17 protein-coding genes and 1 pseudogene are annotated in these 17,507 nt (G+C 68.8%); 6 read left to right on the plus strand and 12 right to left on the minus strand.

Annotated features, from left to right (window positions below):
- Positions 1-311 precede the first annotated feature (311 nt).
- Positions 312-2,093, plus strand: a complete 1,782-nt coding sequence (locus tag VFZ09_RS06390) for a serine/threonine-protein kinase (RefSeq protein ID WP_329726584.1) — start codon at positions 312-314, stop codon at positions 2,091-2,093.
- A 106-nt stretch (positions 2,094-2,199) separates the two neighbouring features.
- A complete protein-coding gene (locus VFZ09_RS06395; protein ID WP_329726585.1) occupies positions 2,200-3,132 on the plus strand; it encodes a DUF2381 family protein in 933 nt (310 codons plus the stop codon).
- A 22-nt stretch (positions 3,133-3,154) separates the two neighbouring features.
- Here the strand turns inward: VFZ09_RS06395 and amrB are convergent, their stop codons facing one another.
- From amrB to VFZ09_RS06420, 5 genes and pseudogenes are all read right to left on the minus strand, one after another.
- Complete coding sequence (gene amrB / locus VFZ09_RS06400) at positions 3,155-3,949, minus strand: AmmeMemoRadiSam system protein B (RefSeq protein ID WP_329726586.1); 795 nt, start codon at positions 3,947-3,949, stop codon at positions 3,155-3,157.
- 29 nt (positions 3,950-3,978) lie between these two features.
- On the minus strand, positions 3,979-5,541 hold the full coding sequence (locus tag VFZ09_RS06405; protein ID WP_329726587.1) for a beta-ketoacyl synthase N-terminal-like domain-containing protein: 1,563 nt from the start codon (positions 5,539-5,541) through the stop codon (positions 3,979-3,981).
- Between the two features lie 56 nt (positions 5,542-5,597).
- Positions 5,598-6,443, minus strand: a pseudogene (locus tag VFZ09_RS06410) (hypothetical protein); the annotation flags it as partial.
- A gap of 83 nt (positions 6,444-6,526) precedes the next feature.
- Positions 6,527-7,243, minus strand: coding sequence for a hypothetical protein (locus tag VFZ09_RS06415; protein ID WP_329726589.1), 717 nt, complete (start codon positions 7,241-7,243; stop codon positions 6,527-6,529).
- A gap of 9 nt (positions 7,244-7,252) precedes the next feature.
- A complete protein-coding gene (locus VFZ09_RS06420; RefSeq protein WP_329726590.1) occupies positions 7,253-7,513 on the minus strand; it encodes a molecular chaperone DnaJ in 261 nt (86 codons plus the stop codon).
- Positions 7,514-7,569: 56 nt separating this feature from the next.
- On the opposite strand from VFZ09_RS06420, the gene VFZ09_RS06425 reads away from it, so the two are divergent.
- A complete protein-coding gene (locus VFZ09_RS06425; protein WP_329726591.1) occupies positions 7,570-8,328 on the plus strand; it encodes a DUF4159 domain-containing protein in 759 nt (252 codons plus the stop codon).
- Positions 8,329-8,349: 21 nt separating this feature from the next.
- On the plus strand, positions 8,350-10,635 hold the full coding sequence (locus tag VFZ09_RS06430; protein ID WP_329726592.1) for a glutamine amidotransferase: 2,286 nt from the start codon (positions 8,350-8,352) through the stop codon (positions 10,633-10,635).
- A gap of 548 nt (positions 10,636-11,183) precedes the next feature.
- Here VFZ09_RS06430 and VFZ09_RS06435 read toward each other — a convergent pair.
- The 7 genes from VFZ09_RS06435 to VFZ09_RS06460 form a co-directional block, all read right to left on the minus strand.
- Positions 11,184-11,477 carry a hypothetical protein gene (locus VFZ09_RS06435; protein ID WP_329726593.1) on the minus strand — a complete coding sequence of 98 codons (294 nt, stop codon included), beginning with the start codon at positions 11,475-11,477 and terminating at the stop codon, positions 11,184-11,186.
- Between the two features lie 176 nt (positions 11,478-11,653).
- Positions 11,654-12,022 carry a transposase gene (locus tag VFZ09_RS06440; RefSeq protein WP_329726594.1) on the minus strand — a complete coding sequence of 123 codons (369 nt, stop codon included), beginning with the start codon at positions 12,020-12,022 and terminating at the stop codon, positions 11,654-11,656.
- The gene (locus VFZ09_RS06445; RefSeq protein ID WP_329726595.1) at positions 12,023-12,268 is read right to left on the minus strand and encodes a hypothetical protein; all 246 of its coding nucleotides are present in this window, start codon (positions 12,266-12,268) and stop codon (positions 12,023-12,025) included.
- 200 nt (positions 12,269-12,468) lie between these two features.
- The gene (locus tag VFZ09_RS06450) at positions 12,469-12,738 is read right to left on the minus strand and encodes a helix-turn-helix domain-containing protein (RefSeq protein WP_329726596.1); all 270 of its coding nucleotides are present in this window, start codon (positions 12,736-12,738) and stop codon (positions 12,469-12,471) included.
- Positions 12,739-12,878: 140 nt separating this feature from the next.
- Positions 12,879-14,279 carry an ice-binding family protein gene (locus tag VFZ09_RS06455; RefSeq protein WP_329726597.1) on the minus strand — a complete coding sequence of 467 codons (1,401 nt, stop codon included), beginning with the start codon at positions 14,277-14,279 and terminating at the stop codon, positions 12,879-12,881.
- A 154-nt stretch (positions 14,280-14,433) separates the two neighbouring features.
- Positions 14,434-15,027, minus strand: coding sequence for a transposase (locus VFZ09_RS51585; RefSeq protein WP_414640677.1), 594 nt, complete (start codon positions 15,025-15,027; stop codon positions 14,434-14,436).
- Positions 15,028-15,311: 284 nt separating this feature from the next.
- Positions 15,312-15,950 (minus strand): TetR/AcrR family transcriptional regulator, encoded by a 639-nt coding sequence (locus VFZ09_RS06460; protein WP_329726598.1) that lies wholly within the window; start codon positions 15,948-15,950, stop codon positions 15,312-15,314.
- An 83-nt stretch (positions 15,951-16,033) separates the two neighbouring features.
- Between VFZ09_RS06460 and VFZ09_RS06465 the strand changes: the two genes are divergently transcribed.
- Both VFZ09_RS06465 and trhA read left to right on the plus strand, forming a co-directional pair.
- Positions 16,034-16,849 (plus strand): fatty acid desaturase, encoded by an 816-nt coding sequence (locus VFZ09_RS06465; RefSeq protein ID WP_329726599.1) that lies wholly within the window; start codon positions 16,034-16,036, stop codon positions 16,847-16,849.
- Positions 16,846-17,505 (plus strand): PAQR family membrane homeostasis protein TrhA, encoded by a 660-nt coding sequence (gene trhA / locus VFZ09_RS06470; protein ID WP_329726600.1) that lies wholly within the window; start codon positions 16,846-16,848, stop codon positions 17,503-17,505. The genes VFZ09_RS06465 and trhA overlap by 4 nt, the downstream gene beginning before the upstream one ends.
- Positions 17,506-17,507 lie beyond the last annotated feature (2 nt).

Here is a 17,507-nt window from a genome sequence, read left to right on the forward strand (position 1 = left end):
GCCAATACCCCGTCAAGAACCCCTCGCCCTCCGGGAGAGGGACGGGGTGAGGGTATCTGGCATCCCGGGTTGAACCTGTGGAGTCCCCTGGCTCACGGACTCGACTCCGTGGGCCCCGGCCGGGACGCTCAACCTGCTAAGAGCTCGTTTCAAAAATGGACCAGCGAGGGCAGGTGACATGACCTGCAGAGGGGACGTCGAACTCAAAAGTGGATTTCCCCGAGGGCGAAGAACCAGGGTCAGGTGACCTGACCCATAGAATCCATTTTTAAAACGCGCTCTAAGTTGAGGTCCTACGAGGTAGGCCCCGCGTGTCCACACATTCGCCATCCCCCAGCCCCGAGTCCCCTGTCCCCCCGCACGGCGCGGGCGCCCTGCATCCACTCGAGACGCCGCCGCTACCGCCCGGCACCCGCATTGGCGGAGACGTGGTGGAGGGGGTGCTGGGCCGCGGCGGCTTCGCCATCGTCTACCGCGTACGCAGCCCCGAGGGACGATTGTTCGCCCTCAAGGTGCTGCCGCTGGAGGTGAGCCCGGAGCGCGCCGAGCGGGCCTGGCGCGAGCTGTCGCTGGGCATGCTCCTGCGCCACCCCAACCTCGGGCGCCAGGTGGGCGCCGGCCAGTGGCCCGAGGACAAGCCGCGCTACGTGTGGCTGAGGATGGAGTTGATTGAAGGCACCACCCTGGACGCGTGGGGACTGGCCCCCGGGCGCACCGTGGGTGAGGGGGTGGACCGGGTGCTGGAGGTGGTGCGCGGCCTGGCGGTGATGCACGAGGCGCGGGTGGTGCACCGAGACGTGAAGGAGGCCAACATCCTGGTGCACCAGCGCACGGGCCGTGCGGTGCTGGTGGACTTCGGCGCGGGCTACCACGAGGGAGACCCCACGCTGACGAAGGGGATGTTTCCCCCGGGCACGCTGCCCTACCGCGCGCCGGAGGCGTGGGCCTATGGACGTGCACACGCGGGCGAGCCGGGCGCGCACTACCGGGCTGGGCCGGGAGACGACCTGTACGCGGTGGGCGTGGTGCTCTACCGGCTGCTCACGGGCCGCTTCCCCTTCCGGCCCGCCGAGCACGGGGGCGAGGACGTGGAGGCGGTGCTGCACCAGACGCCCCTGCCTCCGCACCTCGTCAACCCGAACGTGCCGCGGGCGGTGGAAGAGGTGTGCTTGCGGCTGCTGGCCAAGACGCCCGAGGCGCGCTACCCGGGCGCGGTGGCACTGCACGCGGCGCTGGAGGAGTTGAGGGCCCGCACGGACGTGGACTGGAAGCAGGTGCTGCACCCGGAGCGGCGGCGGCCGGTGAAGCCCTGGGTGCGCTGGGGCCGGCTGTTGGCGGCGGTGGGCGTGGGGTTGGCCGTGGTGCTGGGGGCGTGGTGGCTCGGCTCCAGCCAGGAAGTGGCGCCGGGGAGGCCAGCGCCGGAACCTGTGCGGGCCGTGGCCGCGCCTCTGCCCGAGGCGCCTCCTCCCCCGGCCGCCGCCCCGCCGCAGGCGCCCCGAAAGGACAGTGCTCCCGTGAAGCAGCCGCCGCAGACAACCCCCGGCTCCCAGCTCGAAGCCGCCCCCAAGCGCCGGGGCGCCGCCTTGCGCAACGCGTGTCTGGGCCTCACCGGCGCCGCCTTGCAGGCCTGCATGGGGGCCGCGCAGCAGGTGCCCTCCGAGCGCCCCGCGCCGCCTCCCCAGGCCTGCCCCGCCGGGTCCCTGGAGACCATGAAAGGCACGCTCGGCTTCCGCCTGGGAGAAACGCATGACGTGCAGTGGAGCGACGTACGCGGCAGGTCCGTGCGCGTGGACGAAGACACTCCTGTCTACTTGTTCGCCGACTGGGATGCGGGAGCCGATCGCCATGGCTACGGAGGACGCTTCGCGCTGCCGGACAACACCCGGGTCTCCGGGCGGCTCTACGTCAAGGAGGGGCGGGTGTACGGCCGCTTCACCGAGGCGCGCACGCCGCTGGGAGTAACCTACCCGGTGTGCCTGGAGTTGCTGGACACGGACGACAAGGTCGGCCTCGCGCTGTGGCCCGGCAGCCCGCCGGGCAAGATGATGGTGGACCCCGTTGCGGTGGTGCGGGTGGTGGACCGCTTCAAGTAGGGGCATCCGGGAAGCGGGACGGCCGTGGGCCGGACACGACCGGGCAGGAGGTATGGTAGAGCCCCACTCCTGCGGTCCTGTCCACGTCCTCGGGAGACCCCCGTCCATGCCCGTGCTGTCCTCCGCTGCTCTGTTACGACTCGTGTTGCTCGCTGCTCCCCTGGACGCATCCGCACTGCCGATTCCACATGGCTGTGTGACGGGGACGAGCCATCTGGAGCTGACGGAAGACACGCACGGTGAGGCGCACGCGGTGTGCATCCACCCGGGGCTCTCCACCAGCTTCCTCTTCGACGCGAAACTGGGGCGCGTGGAACTCGCCGGGCGGGAGCGTTTCCGAGTGATGGAGGGGGAAACGGGGCTGACGCTCGTGCCCACGCGGGCGCTCACGCAGGCAGAGCGCGTGCCCATGGCGGTCTTCTTCCAGGACGGCATGACTCCGGCCAGCGCCCGCTTCGTGCTGGTGGTGCACCCTTCCGAGGCTACGCGGCAGGTGGAGGTGACACGCCCGCCCGCCTCCCGCGGCGAGGGCGAGCAGCAAGCACGGGCGGAAGCGCGACAGTGCCAGGAGGACAAGGCGCGACTGGAGGCGCGGTGCAGTGGGCAAGTGGGGCTGCTGGGCCTGATTGCTCAGAAACTGCTGGGTGAGGGTGGCATCACCGATAAGAACATCACCTGGAGCGTCACCTCGCGTCCGGGCAACACGCTCACCAGCAGCAGGGCACGCAGCTACCGCTCCGCCACCACGCGCGAGGAAGGCGGGCGCGAGGTGGTGCGGCTGTCCGTGGAGCTGAACTTGAAGAACACCGGGAGCATGCCCTGGATGCTGGCGGGTGCGGTGCTGGTGGGGCCCGGGGGCGTGGAGTGGAAGGTGCTCGGCGTGTGGCAGCAAGAGCCCATTGCCCCGGGGAAGTCAGGCCGCGTCGGGATGGAGGTGGAGATGACGGAGGAGGCGGCGCGCGGCGCCTTCACCCTGAAGCTGTGGGGCCAGGAGGCGAGCGGCGGGGGCGAGTTCTTCGACGGTATGACGTTCCCGTAGCTCCGCCGGTGCGCGCTCCAACTCAGGCCCGCGGGTAGAAGGCGAACGCGCCGTAGCCGACGACCTCGCTCTTGTCGCCGGCGGTGTCCCCCGAGCTGCGCAGATCCAGCAACTCGGCGCTCAGGCCCCGGCGCTTCGCCACGAGCAGCAGTCCGTTGATGGCCGCCGCGCCGCAGGCGCGATCGTCCTCGAGCGGCCCCTCGAGCTGGAGGATGTGATCGGCCGTCTCGCGATCCACCCGCCGGGCGAGCTCGTAGGGCAGGTAGTGCGACAGGTCGGAGCTGATGATGGGCAGCACGTCCGGCGTCCAGAGCGTGTCGAGCACCTCGGCCACCTCCTCGGGAGGCGCGGAGCCCACCACGAGCGGCAGCACGTCGAAGTCTCCCAGCACGCGCTGGAGGAAGGGGAGCTGCACCTCGAGCGAGTGCTCCTTGCGATGGGCGAGGTCGGAGGCGGAGACGTGCCGCGTGGCCTCGGCCCGCGTGAGCAGGGCGTCATCGACGGGCACGTCCCCGAGCGGCGTGCGGAGGGCCTCGGCGTCCGGGTGCGCCAGCCCGTTCAGCAGGACGAAGTGGCAGGGCCCGAGCAGCAGCACGTGCTTCACCCGGCCCTTCAGCGCGCGCAGGCAGGCATAGGCGCTCGCGGCCACCGGGCCCGAGTAGATGTAGCCAGCGTGGGGGACGATGAGCGCCACGGGGGCCGGAGGCGGACAGGCGGACGCCTGCTCCAGCCACTGGTCCACCTGACTGGCGAGGAGGGTGGCGGCGGCGGGATAGAACGAGCCCGCCACCGCGGGAGCGCGAACACGAGCGGCCATGACCCCTTACGGGTAGGGCCGCCCGGCGCTCAGCGCCAGGGGCGCGAGATGACGCAGGCGTTGATGCCGCCCACGCCCATGGAGAGCTTGCCAGCGCAGCCCTGGGGCGCGGCCACCGCCTTGTCGAAGACGTAGCGGGGGTGCACGCGGCCGATCTCCTTGTTGAGCTCCTCCTCGGACAGCGGCGTGGGGAACACCTGGCCCCGCGCGTAGCCGAGGTACTGGGCCGTCAGCTCCCAGCCGCCACCGGCGCTCATGCCGTGGCCGAAGGTGCCCTTGCGCGCCGTCACCAGCACCGTCTCGGGCAGCACCGCGCGCAGCGTCTCCATCTCCAGGTAGTCACCCGGGGTGGCGGTGGCGTGCAGGTCCCAGCTCCCAATCTCGGACGGATCCACGCCCGCCTTGCGCAGCGCCTCGTGGATGGCCACGGTGGGGCCCTCCTTCGAGGGCGTGATGATGTGGTCCGCGTCCGCCGTCACGCCCACGGTGAGGGGCTCCATGCCCAGCGGCTTGAAGCCCTTGGCCGTGAAGTGCTCCAGGTCCCCGAGGATCCACACCACCGAGCCACCGGCCACGTGCGTGCCGCGCAGCTGCGTCAGCGGCTTGGACACCGCGCCGTCCGCGCTCACCACGCGCGCGTTGTAGAAGCCACCCACCGTGAGCGGGTGCGGCGGAGGATCCGTCATCCCCATCACCACGGCCTTCGCATCGCCGCAGTTGATGGCGTCCAGCGCCAGCTTCAGCCCGTAGCCGAACGACGAGCACGCCGCCACCGGCGCGAACGTCATGCCGGTGAGCTTCCCCATCATGGAAATCTGCGACGCGGGCGTGTTGTGGATGTTCCAGAGAATCTCGGACGGCACCGCGTTCCACGGCGGCTCGGGGGCGCCCCACTTCTTCTGCAGGCGCTGGTTGCGCGTCCGCTTCTCCTTGATGACGGCCAGCTTGGCGGCCTCCACGTTGCCGCCCTGCACGCCCAGGCCCTCAATCTCCTTCTGCTCGGCGAGGTACTCGCGCAGCTCGGGGGACTGGCCGGCCCAGAAGTGCCACCACTTCTCCTCGGCCTCGTCCCGGTCCGCCTCGTCCACCGTGGAGGGCTCGGGCGGCAGGCCCGGCAGGGGCTCGCGCGTCTCCAGCCAGCGGCGCAGGACGCTGTTGCGCTCGGGCGAGGCCCAGAAACGGTCCCACCGCCGCTGGGCGCGGTGCAGGTTCAGGGTGATGTCGTGGATGGTCGGCAGATCTCCCAGACCGGTGCCCACGTAGACGTGGGAGCGGGCCCCCAACGCCTGCAGCTCCTGCTCCAGGCCGGGATTCTGGCCCAGCGCCTGGATGAAGGCGCCAATGGCCATCTTCGTCGGCATGCCCATCTTCTTCTCGAGCTGGGCATAGCGCGTGGCGGGGAAGCGGGAGTCGATCCACGGCTTGTACTCCGCGAAGTCGAAGTCCGGGTTGCCGACGAGGAAGTTGTCCGGACCGAAGCCGTTGAAGGGAGACAGCCAGCTCTCCGACGACGCGAGGTTCTTCTCGAAGGCCTCGATGTTCCTGGACTTGGGGGCAACCACTCCCCAGCCGAAGATTCCGACTCTGCGCACGTTTTGACCTCTGATTCCTGGTTCGCCGCCAACCTTCGAGCCACCGCCTACAGCGGCTCGATTCTCAGGTTGTCGAAGAAGAGCTGGGCCTCCCAGCTGGAGAACCCGAAACGGTCGTGACCCTTGCCCTCGAGCGGCAGCGGGTCATCGAACTCCATGAAGGGCTTCCCGTCGATGGACCAGCGTAGCAGCGAGCCCCTGCGCTCGATACGCCAGTGATAGGTGCGGCCGATCTCCACCGGATAGGGCCGGGCCTCCACCCGCATGTGCGTGTCCTGGCGGAACACGCCCGTCTCCACCAGCCCCGAGCCCTGGCCCCCATTGCGCTCGGCCACCTGCCGGGCCTGCTGCTGGAGCGAGCTCAGGGGCGCGCCGTGCTCGTCCAGCCGCGCGATGATGGACAGCGAGTTGTTCCACCCGCCGTGAATGAGGATGTATCCGGAGGCATGGTCCGAGCCGTCGCCGAAGATCTCCACCTTGATGTCGCCCTCGGGGGACTGGGAGCGCACGTCGAACTCGACGGCCACGTCCCGGGGCAGCTTCGCCTGGAGCCAGAGCGGGTTGTTCTTCACGCCCGGTGACAGCAGCTGCCCGTTCACCACGCGCCAGTGGCCGCCGGTGGAGAAGAAGTCGCGCTGCACCACGGACGGGTCCGAGAAGTCCTGGCTGTAGGGGACGGTGGCGGTGGTGGCGGGCTCGCCGCGGAAGAGGGCGTAGTGGATGAGCGGGAACTGGATGGCGAGGATGACGGCGGCGAGCACCGCCCACCCCTTGCCGGACAGGCCCTCGGGCTTCTTCCAGGCGATGGTGGCCTCGGTGTCCGCGGCCGGAGGGCCCTCCGCCTCGGGGGCCTTGGGCTCCCGGTTCTCGAGGTTCTTCGCCTTGCGTGTGGCCTGGCCCATGGGTGTCGCTCGTCCCGGGGGGGTGGAGGGGGCGCGGACTGTATGCGCGGCCCCGGTGGAGGTAAAGGCCGGTTCCGCCCCGGTTACTTGCCGCCCCGGGGGGCGCTCCAGCGCTTCTCGGTGGCCTTGAGCTCGGCCTGCCGCATCTTCAACCGCTGACGCTCGGCGTGCTGGCGCTCCTCCTCCTCGGGCGAGGGGCGCACGGCGATCTGATAGACGCTGCCGGCGATGGCGAAGAGGCCCGCGGCGATGATGAGGCCCCAGGGCTGGCTGGCCATGGCGCTGACGAGCCCGCCGAACTGGTGCAGGGCCGCCATGGCGCCGAGCACGAGCAGCCAGCCGCCGAGCAGCGAGGCGATGATGGCGGCCACCTGGCGGTGCAGCACCGCGGCCACGAGGCCCCCGAGGATGAGGCCGGGCGCGAAGCCGATGAGGAAGTCACCGGGACCGGCGATCTGCCCGCCCAGCAGGCCAATGGGGATGCCCACGCCGAGGTAGATGATGGCGGGCGGGAAGAGGAAGCCCAGCACGGAGAGGACCGCGGCGGTGGCGGTGGGCATGCGCGGGTCCGCGGCCATGTGGAACCTGGCGAGCAGCACGCCCGTCCAGGTGAGGCCGATGAGGGCGCCCAGGGGCCCGGCGACGACGCGGAACACGCGGCCGCCGCCGAAGAGCAGCATCGCGAGGCCCACCACACAGCACACGATGCCGGCCCACATGGGCAGCAACCGGTAGATGGCCACCCAGCCGGCGGGGTTGAACGTCTGGTAGGCCTTGAGGGCTTCGAGGTACGAGTCCACGACGGTGTCCTAGTAGCGCGTGGCGGCGAGCACCACGAGCAGCACGAGGAGGACGGCGGCCAGGATGGCGAAGCCGTAGAGGGCGGGGGCCGTGGAGGAGCGGCGCAACAGCTCCTCGGCCTGCGCCTTGTCCTCCGGGGTGGGGTTGTCCGCCAGGATGCGCTCGGCTTCCCGCCGGGCGGCGACCACGTCCCCCGAGTCCTTGAGCTTCCACGCCGCCTGCATCCGGGGGGAGGCAGGATCCTTCAGCGTCTGTCCGCCTTTCGCCATGGGGAACCTCTATAGCGGGGAATGCAAGGGCGCGTCGACGGTATATAGAAACCCCTATGCCCGTGCGCCCCCTCAGCCGTCGAACCCTCCTGCTCGGGAGCGCGGCGCTCGTCCCGCTGCTGTCCGGACGTGCGCTCGCCTTCGGAGAGAAGAGCCGCTTCATCCCCGCCGTGGCCCGCCATGGTGGCCGGTGGGATACGAGATTGTCGGGGCTCCGACGAATCACCTGGGAGCTGCAGCGGCGCACCTCGGTGGAGGTGTTGCCGGACGCCCGGCCCTTCGCCCTCTCCAGCCCGGAGCTCTTCGACTACCCCTTCCTGTACCTGGGAGGGGACGGGGCGTTTCCGCCCTTCAGCGACGCGGAGGTGGAGAACCTGCGGCGCTACCTGACGTTTGGCGGCTTCCTCCTGGCGGACGCCAATGACGGCAGCGACGGGGAGGGCTTCGACGCCAGCTTCCGCCGCGAGATGGCGCGGGTGCTGCCGCAGAGCCCGCTCACCCCGGTGCCCTCCACCCACGTGGTCTTCAAGAGCTTCTTCCTGCTGGACTCGGCGCCGGGCCGGTTGCTCAACAAGCCACAGTTGCTGGCGGCCAACCTCGGCAAGCGGGCGGCGGTGATGTACTCGCAGAACGACCTGGCCGGGGCGTGGAACCGCAGCGAGGCGGGAGACTACGAATTCGACGTCTCCCCGGGCGGCGAGCCCCAACGCGAGCTGGCGGTGCGGTTGGGGGTGAACCTCTGCATGTACGCCCTCTGCCTGGACTACAAGGACGACGCCGTCCACCTGCCGCTCATCCTCAACAAGCGCCGCTGACACGAGGCCCCCGACTCATTCATGGACACCACGCCTTTCAATGCCTGGAAGCTCGTCAGCCTCTCGCCGCTGCCCGTGTGGGCACTGGTGCTGATGGGCGTGGGGCTGGCGCTCGGAGTGGGGCTGGCGGCGTGGGGCGTGCGGCGCGAGCCGGCGCGGCTGCGGCGTTGGTCCCTGTGGGCGCTGCGCGCGGGCGCGGGCCTGGCGGCGCTCTTCTTCCTGCTGGAGCCCGGCATCCGCAACCTGCAGGTGGCGCGGATGAAGAACCGGCTGGCGGTGCTGGTGGACCGCTCGGCGTCGATGAACTTCCCGGTGGAGCCGGGAGGGGTGACGCGCTCGGCGCAGGCGGCGGCCTTCCTGGAGAAGGCGGCGCCGGGGCTGGCGGGGCTGCAGGACCGGTACACGGTGGAGGTGTACGGTTTCGATCCGGAGCTGTCGCCCACGTCGGCCGAGGCGCTGGCGAAGGAGCCGGCGCGAGCGGGGACGTCGGACCTGTTGTCGGCGCTGCGCTCGGTGGGAGCGGGGGCGCAGGGGACGAAGAAGCTGGGCGGCGTGCTGCTGGTGAGCGACGGCGCGGACAACGTGGAACTGGCGGGTGGAGCGGTGGGCCGGGCGCGAGCGGCGCTGGCGGACCTGAACGTGCCGGTGTCCACCTTCCTGGTGGGGCGCGAGGCGCTGAAGGACCTGGCGGTGGAGCGGGTGAAGGTGGACGACTTCGCCTTCGTGCGCAACTCCATCACGGTGGAGGTGGAGGTGCACGGCCGGGGTTTCTCGGGGCAGGACGTGCCGGTGGTGCTGAAGCAGGAAGGCAAGGTGGTGGCGAGCAAGTCGGTGCGCTTCGAGTCCTCGGATGACGTGAAGCCGGTGGGCTTCACGTTCACGCCGGATCAGACGGGGCGCTTCGTGTACACGGTGAGCATGCCGGTGTTCCCGGACGAGGCGGTGGGGGACAACAACACGCGCTCGTTCGTGCTGAAGGTGATTCGGGACCGGGTGCGCGTGCTGCTGGTGGTGGGGAGGCCGTCGTGGGACGAGCGCTTCCTGCGCGGGCTGTTGCGGCAGGACGCGAACGTGGACCTGGTGTCCTTCTACATCTTGCGGACGATGTCGGACGACCCGGGCGTGGTGAGCCAGGAGCGCGAGCTGTCGCTGATTCCCTTCCCGATGGAGGAGATCTTCGACACGAAGCTGGACACGTTCGACGTCGTCATCTTCCAGAACTTTGGCTACACGGACACGTCGCTGTCGATCGCCCAGTACGAGCGCAACCTGGAGCGCTACGTGCACAACGGTGGTGCGCTGGTGATGATTGGCGGAGACAGCGTGCTGGGCGAGGGCCGCGCGAACATGCCCACGCTGTACGAGACGCTGCCGGTGGAGGGAGCGGGCCCGGCGAACGTGGAGCCCTTCAAGGCGAGGCTGACGCCGGAGGGAATGCGACACCCGGTGACGGCGATGGCGTCGGGAGGGGCGAGCACGGAGGCGGTGTGGGCGGAGCTGCCGGCGATTCCGGGAGCGAACCAGACGCGGGCGAAGCAAGGGGCGACGGTGCTGATGGACCATCCGTTCATGACGGTGGACGGGAAGAACGCGCCGCTGGTGTCTGTGTGGGATTACGGGCGGGGCCGGTCGATGGTGGTGGCGACGGATGCGAGCTGGTACTGGGCGTTCACGGCGCACAAGGGAGGAGCGCCGAGCCGGGCGTATGACCGGTTCTGGAGCAATGCGTTGCGGTGGCTGGTGAGGGATCCGGACCTGACGACGCTGAACGTGACGGCGGATCCGCCCTCGGTGGAGCCGGGCAAGGCGGTGGGGGTGGTGGTGTCCTCGAGGACGGCGGACTACCAGCCGGCGCAGGACGCGCAGGTACGGGTGGAACTGGTGTCGGTGGACACGCAGAAGCCGGTGGCGGTGCAGACGGGGCAGACGGGTCCGGATGGGGTGGTGCGGCTGGAGTTCGCGCCGCCGGCCCCGGGGCCGTACAAGCTGGTGGCCACGGCGAAGAAGGGCGAGACGGACCTGGGGAAGGGCGAGGACGCGGTGGCGGTGCGAGCGGTGGGCCCGGAGCTGTCGGACGCGTCGGTGCGGCCGGAGTTGATGGAGCAGATCGCGAAGTACACGGGAGGCAAGGCGTTCCGGCTGCCGATGGATGGGTTGCCGGACGACGTGCCGCTGTTGGATCCGCCGGTGGTGGAAGTGGGCCGGGCGAAGGATCGTCCGCTGTGGGATCGCTGGTACTACCTGGTGGCGCTGGTGGGGCTGCTGGGCACCGAGTGGTTCCTGCGCCGCCGCTTCGGGTACGTGTGAACCCACCATATTCATGACGACTGGCCCAATGCCTGCACGAGAGCAGGAGCCAGGGGCTCCTGTGCGCGACTTCGGGCATGGAACAGACGCCGGCCCTCCCGGGGCCGCGGGTAGCAAGCAGAAGTGGTTGGAAAGGGTGCGGCGAACGACTCGACGGATGAGCGGCAATCGCTGTCGAGGTCAGGTGATGTGGGCCGTACTCAGCGAGCCAAGCTGGTTCCTCGGCTTGCGCCAGAGACTGGCCGACTCCTGGCCCATGAGCAGCACCACAGGCGCACCTCGTTGTGGGCGAAGGCATCGATTGAAACCGAGCGCCGCACGGGCGGATGGCCCTGGTAGTTGGACTTGGGCCGTAGCGCGCCGGCTTCTCCTCGGGCGAGCCCGCGTCCATGCGCACCGCCGCCACCTCGCATACTTCCTTCTCCACCCGCTCGAGCAACCCCGAGATGAACTCTAGCGCCCCGCTGGCGCTGTGCACGTTGCCCTCGCGCAGGCTCACGTCCAGCAAGTCCCCCGTCTCCGCCCTTGCCTCCAGCTTCACGGAACCGTCAGGTTCCGCTGGCCACGTCGAACACCTCCGCGGAGCTCAGGCGCGCTCCTACCGAGTCGGTGCCGCCCGTCACCAGCACCCGACCGTCGAGCAAGCGGGTGGCGCTGGCCTCGCGATAGGCATGGGGGGCCGCGCCGGCGCCGCGCCAGATACCGGTCTCGGGGTCATGGACCTCCGCGGAGGCGTTGTACCCACCGGCAACGAGGACATGGCCGGTGTCCAGGGCCGTGGTGCCGTCCCCCTGCCGGTCCAGGCGGGCGAGGTGGTGTTGCTCCACAACCAACTCTGGCACCGCTCGGGCCCGAGCCGCGAGGGGTACCGACGGCGCGGTTTGTCGCTCTGCTACATGCGCGACGCCACGCGCTGTCTGCGCAAGAAACGCGCCCCCCGGGAGTTCTTCCGCGTCTTCGAGGGGCGCGGCGTGGCATTCGATGAGGACCGGGTCTAGTGGAGTGTCCGACTAGTTTTTCAACATAGTGAGGACAGGTGCCGGTCCACCCACGAGTGCATCTTGGCGCGAGTCCAGGACCAGGAGAAGGGGTGGGCGTAGAGGCGGTTGTACTCGGGCCAGCAGGCGTCGAGGTGCTCAATGAGCTCGTCACGGCTGGCCCAGTCCCCTCGTTGCAGGTAGCGCTCGGTGAAGGCGCGAAGCAGCAACTCCGCCTGATTGAGCCAGGAGGCATGGGCTGGAGTGAAAAGCACCCGGACGTGCGGGTAGTGGGTGCGAAGGAAGTCGTGCGTCTGCCTGGCGGTGTGACTGGAGCCGTTGTCCCAGATGAGGTGAATGCGCCTGGCGTGGCGATGGTCCCCAAGCAACTGCGGCAGTACGGCTCGCAATCAGTCCCCGTTGTTTCTCTCCAGGTCCCAGCTGCGCATACGGCAGGAGTGCACTACCAGTTTGGCCAGGAGGTTCACCGTCCCGTGCCGCTTGTACTCGAACTCCCGGAGCTCGATGCGGCCGGGCTGCATGGACCGCACGGGCTGGTCGCCGTGCAGCACCTGGATGTTGGGCTTCTCGTCCACGCACAACACCACTTCGCCCTTCTGGGCCAACTGCTGCGCCTGCTCGTAGCACCACAGCACCTGGGGCCGCCTTGTGACGAAAGGTGTCGTCCAGGGTGGGTGTCTTCCAGTAACGCGTGTGGTGCGGTCGCAAGTCAGCGTCGTGCAGGATGAGCGCCACCGTGGAGTGGGAGATGGTGGGCGCAATGCCCCGCTGACGTGCCGCCAGGGCCAGGCTCCGGGTGGACCAGTGCGTCATCTCCAAGCCGACGCCCGCCGGCTCACAACATGCCAACTGCTCCACTTCCACTCGCTGTAGGGGGGGAATGCTCCCGCGGATGGCCGGAGCGGGGTGCATCCAGCACCACATCGACACCGTACGCTTCGTAGCGACGGCACAAGTTCCAAATGGTGGTGCGCTCCAGTTCCAGTCTGTCGGCCAGCTCCGACACGACGGTGTCCGGGTCGGTCATGGCCAGCAGCACGCGCGCTCGGCGCGCGACACGCTGCTCGGTACGTCCGTCCTCCACCAGCGTCTTGAGGTAGGCCACTTCCCCAGGCGAGAGGTGGAGCAGATGCGGCGGTCGTCTCCTCATCCACCCAACTTATCCGGTCTCTTCCTCCACCCAACCTACCCTGTGGTCTCGACTATGTTGAAAAACTAGTCGGACACTCCACTAGCGCCCAGGGCTCACGGAGCGGGTTGGGTGACGGTCGCTTGCTGGAGCGCCACCTGGGTCTGCGCCAACGCCCGGCCGTTCATCGTCGCACCCGTCTGGAGCGTGATGTCCGTCTTGGACAAGACGATCCCCTCGAAGTGGGAGTTTGCTCCGAAGGTCGTCTTGCCGGCGACCTGCCAGAAGATGTTCCGGGCCTGCGCGCCGCCGCTCAGGGTGACCTTCTTCCCCGCGTCCATCGTGAGGTCTCCCGTCGTCTGGAAGATCCAGACATCGTTCGCGCCGCCCGAGATGACGACATCCACTGGGATTGTCACCGTGCTCGTCCACTTGTAGAGCCCCGGGGCGAGGGTCATCCCACCGATGTTGCCGGTGCCGAGCTCGAGGAAGTCAGGCGTGGGCCGTCCGGCGGCGTCGCTGTACGCGCTCTCCATGTTGCTGATGGCCGTGGTGAGGTTGGAAGGAGTCGGCACGGCATAGTTGGCGGCGTAGGCCTTGCCGACCAACTGAGACGAGGTGGAGAAGACATTCGTCGCATCGGCGACCAGCGAGAAGCCCGTGATGAAGGTCGCAGCCGCGGGGCTGACCGCGATATTTCCCGTCACGGCGGAGGGCGGAACGGTCGAGATGGCGGTCTTGGCGAGCACCACATAATTACCGGCCATCCCAAGGCCCACGGGCGCCGGCCCCCTCGACTCGGTCGTGCCAGTCGTGAAACTCCAGGAGAACGCACGGGCCAGAGGGTTGCCTTCCAGATCCAGGACGCCGGTGGAGAGCTCGGCGGTGAAGGCCATGTTGCCGGCCAGGTTGCTCGTGGGGGTGAAGATCGCCGTCGTGCCCGTGGTCCCGTAGGCCACGGTGCCCGGGACCAGCGTGGTGCCCTGCTTCACGGTGAAGGTAGACGTCTTGAGGGTGAGGGGGTCCATCGCCTTGCTGAACGTCGCGGTGATCTTCGCGTTGATGGCGACACCAGTTCCATTGTTGGAAGGGTTGGTCGCGCTGATCTCGGGCGGGGCCGTGTCAGCGGTGGCTCCCGTGGTGAAGCTCCAGGTGTGATCTTTCGCCAGGGCCTGGCCCGCGGGAGTCCTGGCCTTGGCCGTGATGACCCCCGTGAAGACCGTGTTGCCCGCCAGGCTGCTGGTGGGGGTGAAGATCGCCGTCGTCCCGTCTGCCCCCGCGGCCACGGTGCCAGAGACCGGCGTGGAGCCCTGCTTCACCACGAAGGTCGACGTGGTGAGCGAGAGCGGATCCATCGCCCTGCTGAAGACCACGGAGACCTTCGCATTGAGGGGCACGCCGCTGGCTCCATCCATGGGGTTCGACGAGCTCACCGTGGGCACGTCGCCGGTGTCGTCCGTCCCCCCGCAGGCGGCCAGGGGGGAGGTGACGAAAATGGCGGAGAAGGTGAGGGCCAAGGCAATACGCAAAGCGCTGTTACGCTGAGTGACCAAGAAGGTACTCCGGGGAAGATGCTGGATTGTGCGAGAGATTGATTCGAGGAACCGAAGAGCATCCACGCCCAGGAATGAGCGATATGTCTTTGGTACACGCCGCCAACGTTATCACTCGTCAGGCGGTTGCGTCTTGTAACATAGGCCTCTCTGGGACAATGTCAAACGGCCCCGGTGCGAATGGCCTTGAGCTGGCATGCCAGAAATTGGCGTCGGCCGCGGCGAGGCAGCCGCCCAGGCACAGCAGGATGGGATTGTCCAGGGCCACAGGGTGCGCTTTGTGCAGGATATGCCCATGCCCGTGGTGGACGTGACGGCAGGAGCTCGAGGAAGACGAGGCGAGGAAAGGCAACCCTCGCCCAGAATGCTCGGGTCTTCGGTACGTCGAGTGGGCAGGGCCGAGGACCAGAGGCCGTGCGCATGGGGAGGACTGGGGTTCAAGGGCGTGCGGAGCCGGGCGATGGCCATGGGACTCGAGTCCCCGCCAGAGCTCGAGGCATGAATGAGACAGGGGCACGAGCTGGGGGGCCAGAAAGCCGCGGCTGTGCATGACAGAGCGCCTGGCTCCGCTGCCCTGCTGGCCGAGGATGCCGTCCTCGTGCCGCTTGACTGTCTTCGCCAGCTTCGCGAAGGGGGCGAGCCTGGAGTGGCTGGCCCATTGACACCACTTGTCCAGGTGCTCCGAGGCCCGCTTGGGCTGCACGTAGTCCATGCCCCGTGCCAGGCTCTCGTTCTTCCCCTCCGCATGACGCTTCTAGCGCATCATCGATGTCCAGATACCTTCGAAGAACACACTGGAGTTCACCCTCTCCTGGGGCTCGGATGTCTTCACGAGCGAGTACGAGCGCATCAACGACGCGGTGGGCTTCTGGAGTGGGCGGATCTTCCAGGGTCCATGGACCCAGGACGACGGTATGTATCTCGCCGGCCACGCACGTCTGTCTCGATTCTCCGAGGTCTGTGAATCGCTGGAGGACTGACTCTCTCCTGGTCTGCTCAGCCCCGCCGCTTCGTTCCACTCCTGGCAGCGGGGGAGACCGGGTCCTTCGGCAGGTGGCGCAGCCCCATCCAGCCGAGCGCGGCCACGTGGCGCGCCACGTGGTCGATGGAGAACGAGCGGCCCTCCGCCGCCCACCACTGCCCCACCTGCGTGACCATCCCCACGAGCGCGTTGGCGTAGATGGGCGCCACCTTCGGCGTGTAGCCCGCGCGCTCGAACTCGCTCTGGAAGATGTCCCCCACGCGCTGCGCCAGGTCGTCGATGACGCGCGTCAGCCCTCGCCGGGCCTCGTCGTTCGGTGAGTCGCGCGTGAGCACGGCGAAGCCCGCCGGCTCCTCCTTCGCGTACGTCAGGAAGGCCATCACCGCCGCCTCGAAGCGCTCGCGCGGGGTGCCCTTCGCGATGCGCTCCGATACGCGCGCCACCAGGTTGTCCATCTCCCGGTCCACGATGGCCGCGTACAGGCCCTCCTTCGCTCCGAAGTGCTCGTAGACGATGGGCTTGGACACCCCCGCCTTCTGAGCAATCTCCTCGATGGACGTCGCCGCGTAGCCGTGCGAGGCGAAGACCTCCCTCCCTACCTCCATCAACTGCACCCGGCGCTCCGCGCCCGACAGGCGTTGTTTCCTGGCCATGTTGACCTCGAACCTACGCTCGGGTAGGTTACTGAATCGTAAGTTACTCGGCGGTAACCCGCCGTGAGAGAGAGAGAGTCCTCGTGTACCTCGCCGCTTGCATCGCTGTCTTCGCCATCGCGTATTTGCTGAACATCCTCACGATTACAGTGGGTTACCACCGGGGGTTGGCGCACAAGGCGGTGCGTCTGCACCCCGTCCTGCGCCAGTGGGTCATCCACGGGGGCAACTGGTTGACGGGCCTCGACCCGAAGGCGTGGGTGGTCATGCACCGCCTGCACCACGAGCACTCCGACACGCCCCTGGATCCCCACTCGCCCGTCAACGTGGGCATCCTCGGCATCGCCCTGGAGCAGCTGCGCAGCTACGAGCGCGTCATCGTGGGGTTGCTGAAGAATGATCCGGCCTACACCCGGTACACGAAGGACCTCGACTTCCCGCTCAACGTGCTCAACCGCACGAACCGCTGGTACCTCCCCTATGTGGTGCACGCCGGGGTGGGGCTCGGGCTGGCGCTCGGGGTGGGCTGGCTGCTGGGGGCGTCCTACTTCCTCGGGATGATGAGTCACCCCGTGCAGGGCGGCCTCGTGAACTCGCTCGGCCACGCGATGGGGCCGCGCAACTTCGAGACGTCCGACAACTCGCGCAACAACCACTTCGCCGCGTGGCTCATCTTCGGCGAGGGCTTCCAGAACAACCACCATGCCTACCCGGGCTCGGCATCCTTCTCATACCGCCGCCACGAGGTGGACCTGGGCTATGGTGCGTGCGTGATGCTCGAGAAGCTGGGCCTGGCCCGTATCAACCGTGCTTATCTCATCCCACGCGCGCGGAGCGAGGCGGCGGCCCAGCCCGTGCCGGTGATGGTGGATCAACTCGAGGCCGAGGCCCAGTCATGAGTGTCGCGGAGGCCGTGAGCGAGAAGCCCCGGATGCGGGGCGTGCTGCACCAGTTCGCGGCCGCCGTGGCGCTGGGGGCGGGGCTCGTGCTCATCTCCATGGCGCCTGGCGCACGGGCCGCCACGGCGGCGGCGGTGTTCGCCCTCAGCCTCGTCACCCTGTTCACGGTGAGCGCGACGTACCACCGGGTGACCTGGTCCGTGCCGGCGCGGGCGTGGATGCGGCGAATGGACCACGCGTCCATCTTCATCCTCATCGCGGGCACCTATACGCCCGTGGCCCTCATTGGCCTGCCGGAGGCCTCGGGCAACAGCCTGCTGCGTGCCATCTGGGCCGGTGCGCTGCTGGGCGTGCTGCAGTCGCTGTTCTGGGTGGATGCGCCGAAAGTCATCACGGCGGCGCTCGCCGTCGGGGTGGGCTGGACGCTGGTGCCCTACATGGGCGAGGCGTACCGCTCGCTCGGCGTGACGCAGCTCGCGCTCATCCTCGCGGGCGGAGTGGCCTACACGGCGGGAGCGCTCGCGTACGCCTCGAAGCGACCGAACCCCCGGCCCGGGGTGTTCGGCTACCACGAGGTGTTCCACGCACTGACCATCGTCGGCGCGGTGCTCCACTTCATCGCGGTGCTCCTGCTGGTCCGCTCCGCTCCCGCCTGAGG

The sequence above is a fragment of the Archangium sp. genome, assembly GCF_036277355.1.
Taxonomy (GTDB): Bacteria; Myxococcota; Myxococcia; order Myxococcales; family Myxococcaceae; genus Archangium.

Bases quoted from the DNA above. Each gene is read 5' to 3' on its own strand.
- VFZ09_RS51585 (WP_414640677.1), bottom strand. From the start codon at position 15,027: ATGGACTACGTGCAGCCCAAGCGGGCCTCGGAGCACCTGGACAAGTGG.
- trhA (WP_329726600.1), top strand. From the start codon at position 16,846: ATGAGTGTCGCGGAGGCCGTGAGCGAGAAGCCCCGGATGCGGGGCGTG.
- VFZ09_RS06425 (WP_329726591.1), top strand. From the start codon at position 7,570: ATGCCCGTGCGCCCCCTCAGCCGTCGAACCCTCCTGCTCGGGAGCGCG.
- amrB (WP_329726586.1), bottom strand. From the start codon at position 3,949: ATGGCCGCTCGTGTTCGCGCTCCCGCGGTGGCGGGCTCGTTCTATCCC.
- VFZ09_RS06460 (WP_329726598.1), bottom strand. From the start codon at position 15,950: ATGGCCAGGAAACAACGCCTGTCGGGCGCGGAGCGCCGGGTGCAGTTG.
- VFZ09_RS06420 (WP_329726590.1), bottom strand. From the start codon at position 7,513: ATGGCGAAAGGCGGACAGACGCTGAAGGATCCTGCCTCCCCCCGGATG.
- VFZ09_RS06430 (WP_329726592.1), top strand. From the start codon at position 8,350: ATGGACACCACGCCTTTCAATGCCTGGAAGCTCGTCAGCCTCTCGCCG.
- VFZ09_RS06395 (WP_329726585.1), top strand. From the start codon at position 2,200: ATGCCCGTGCTGTCCTCCGCTGCTCTGTTACGACTCGTGTTGCTCGCT.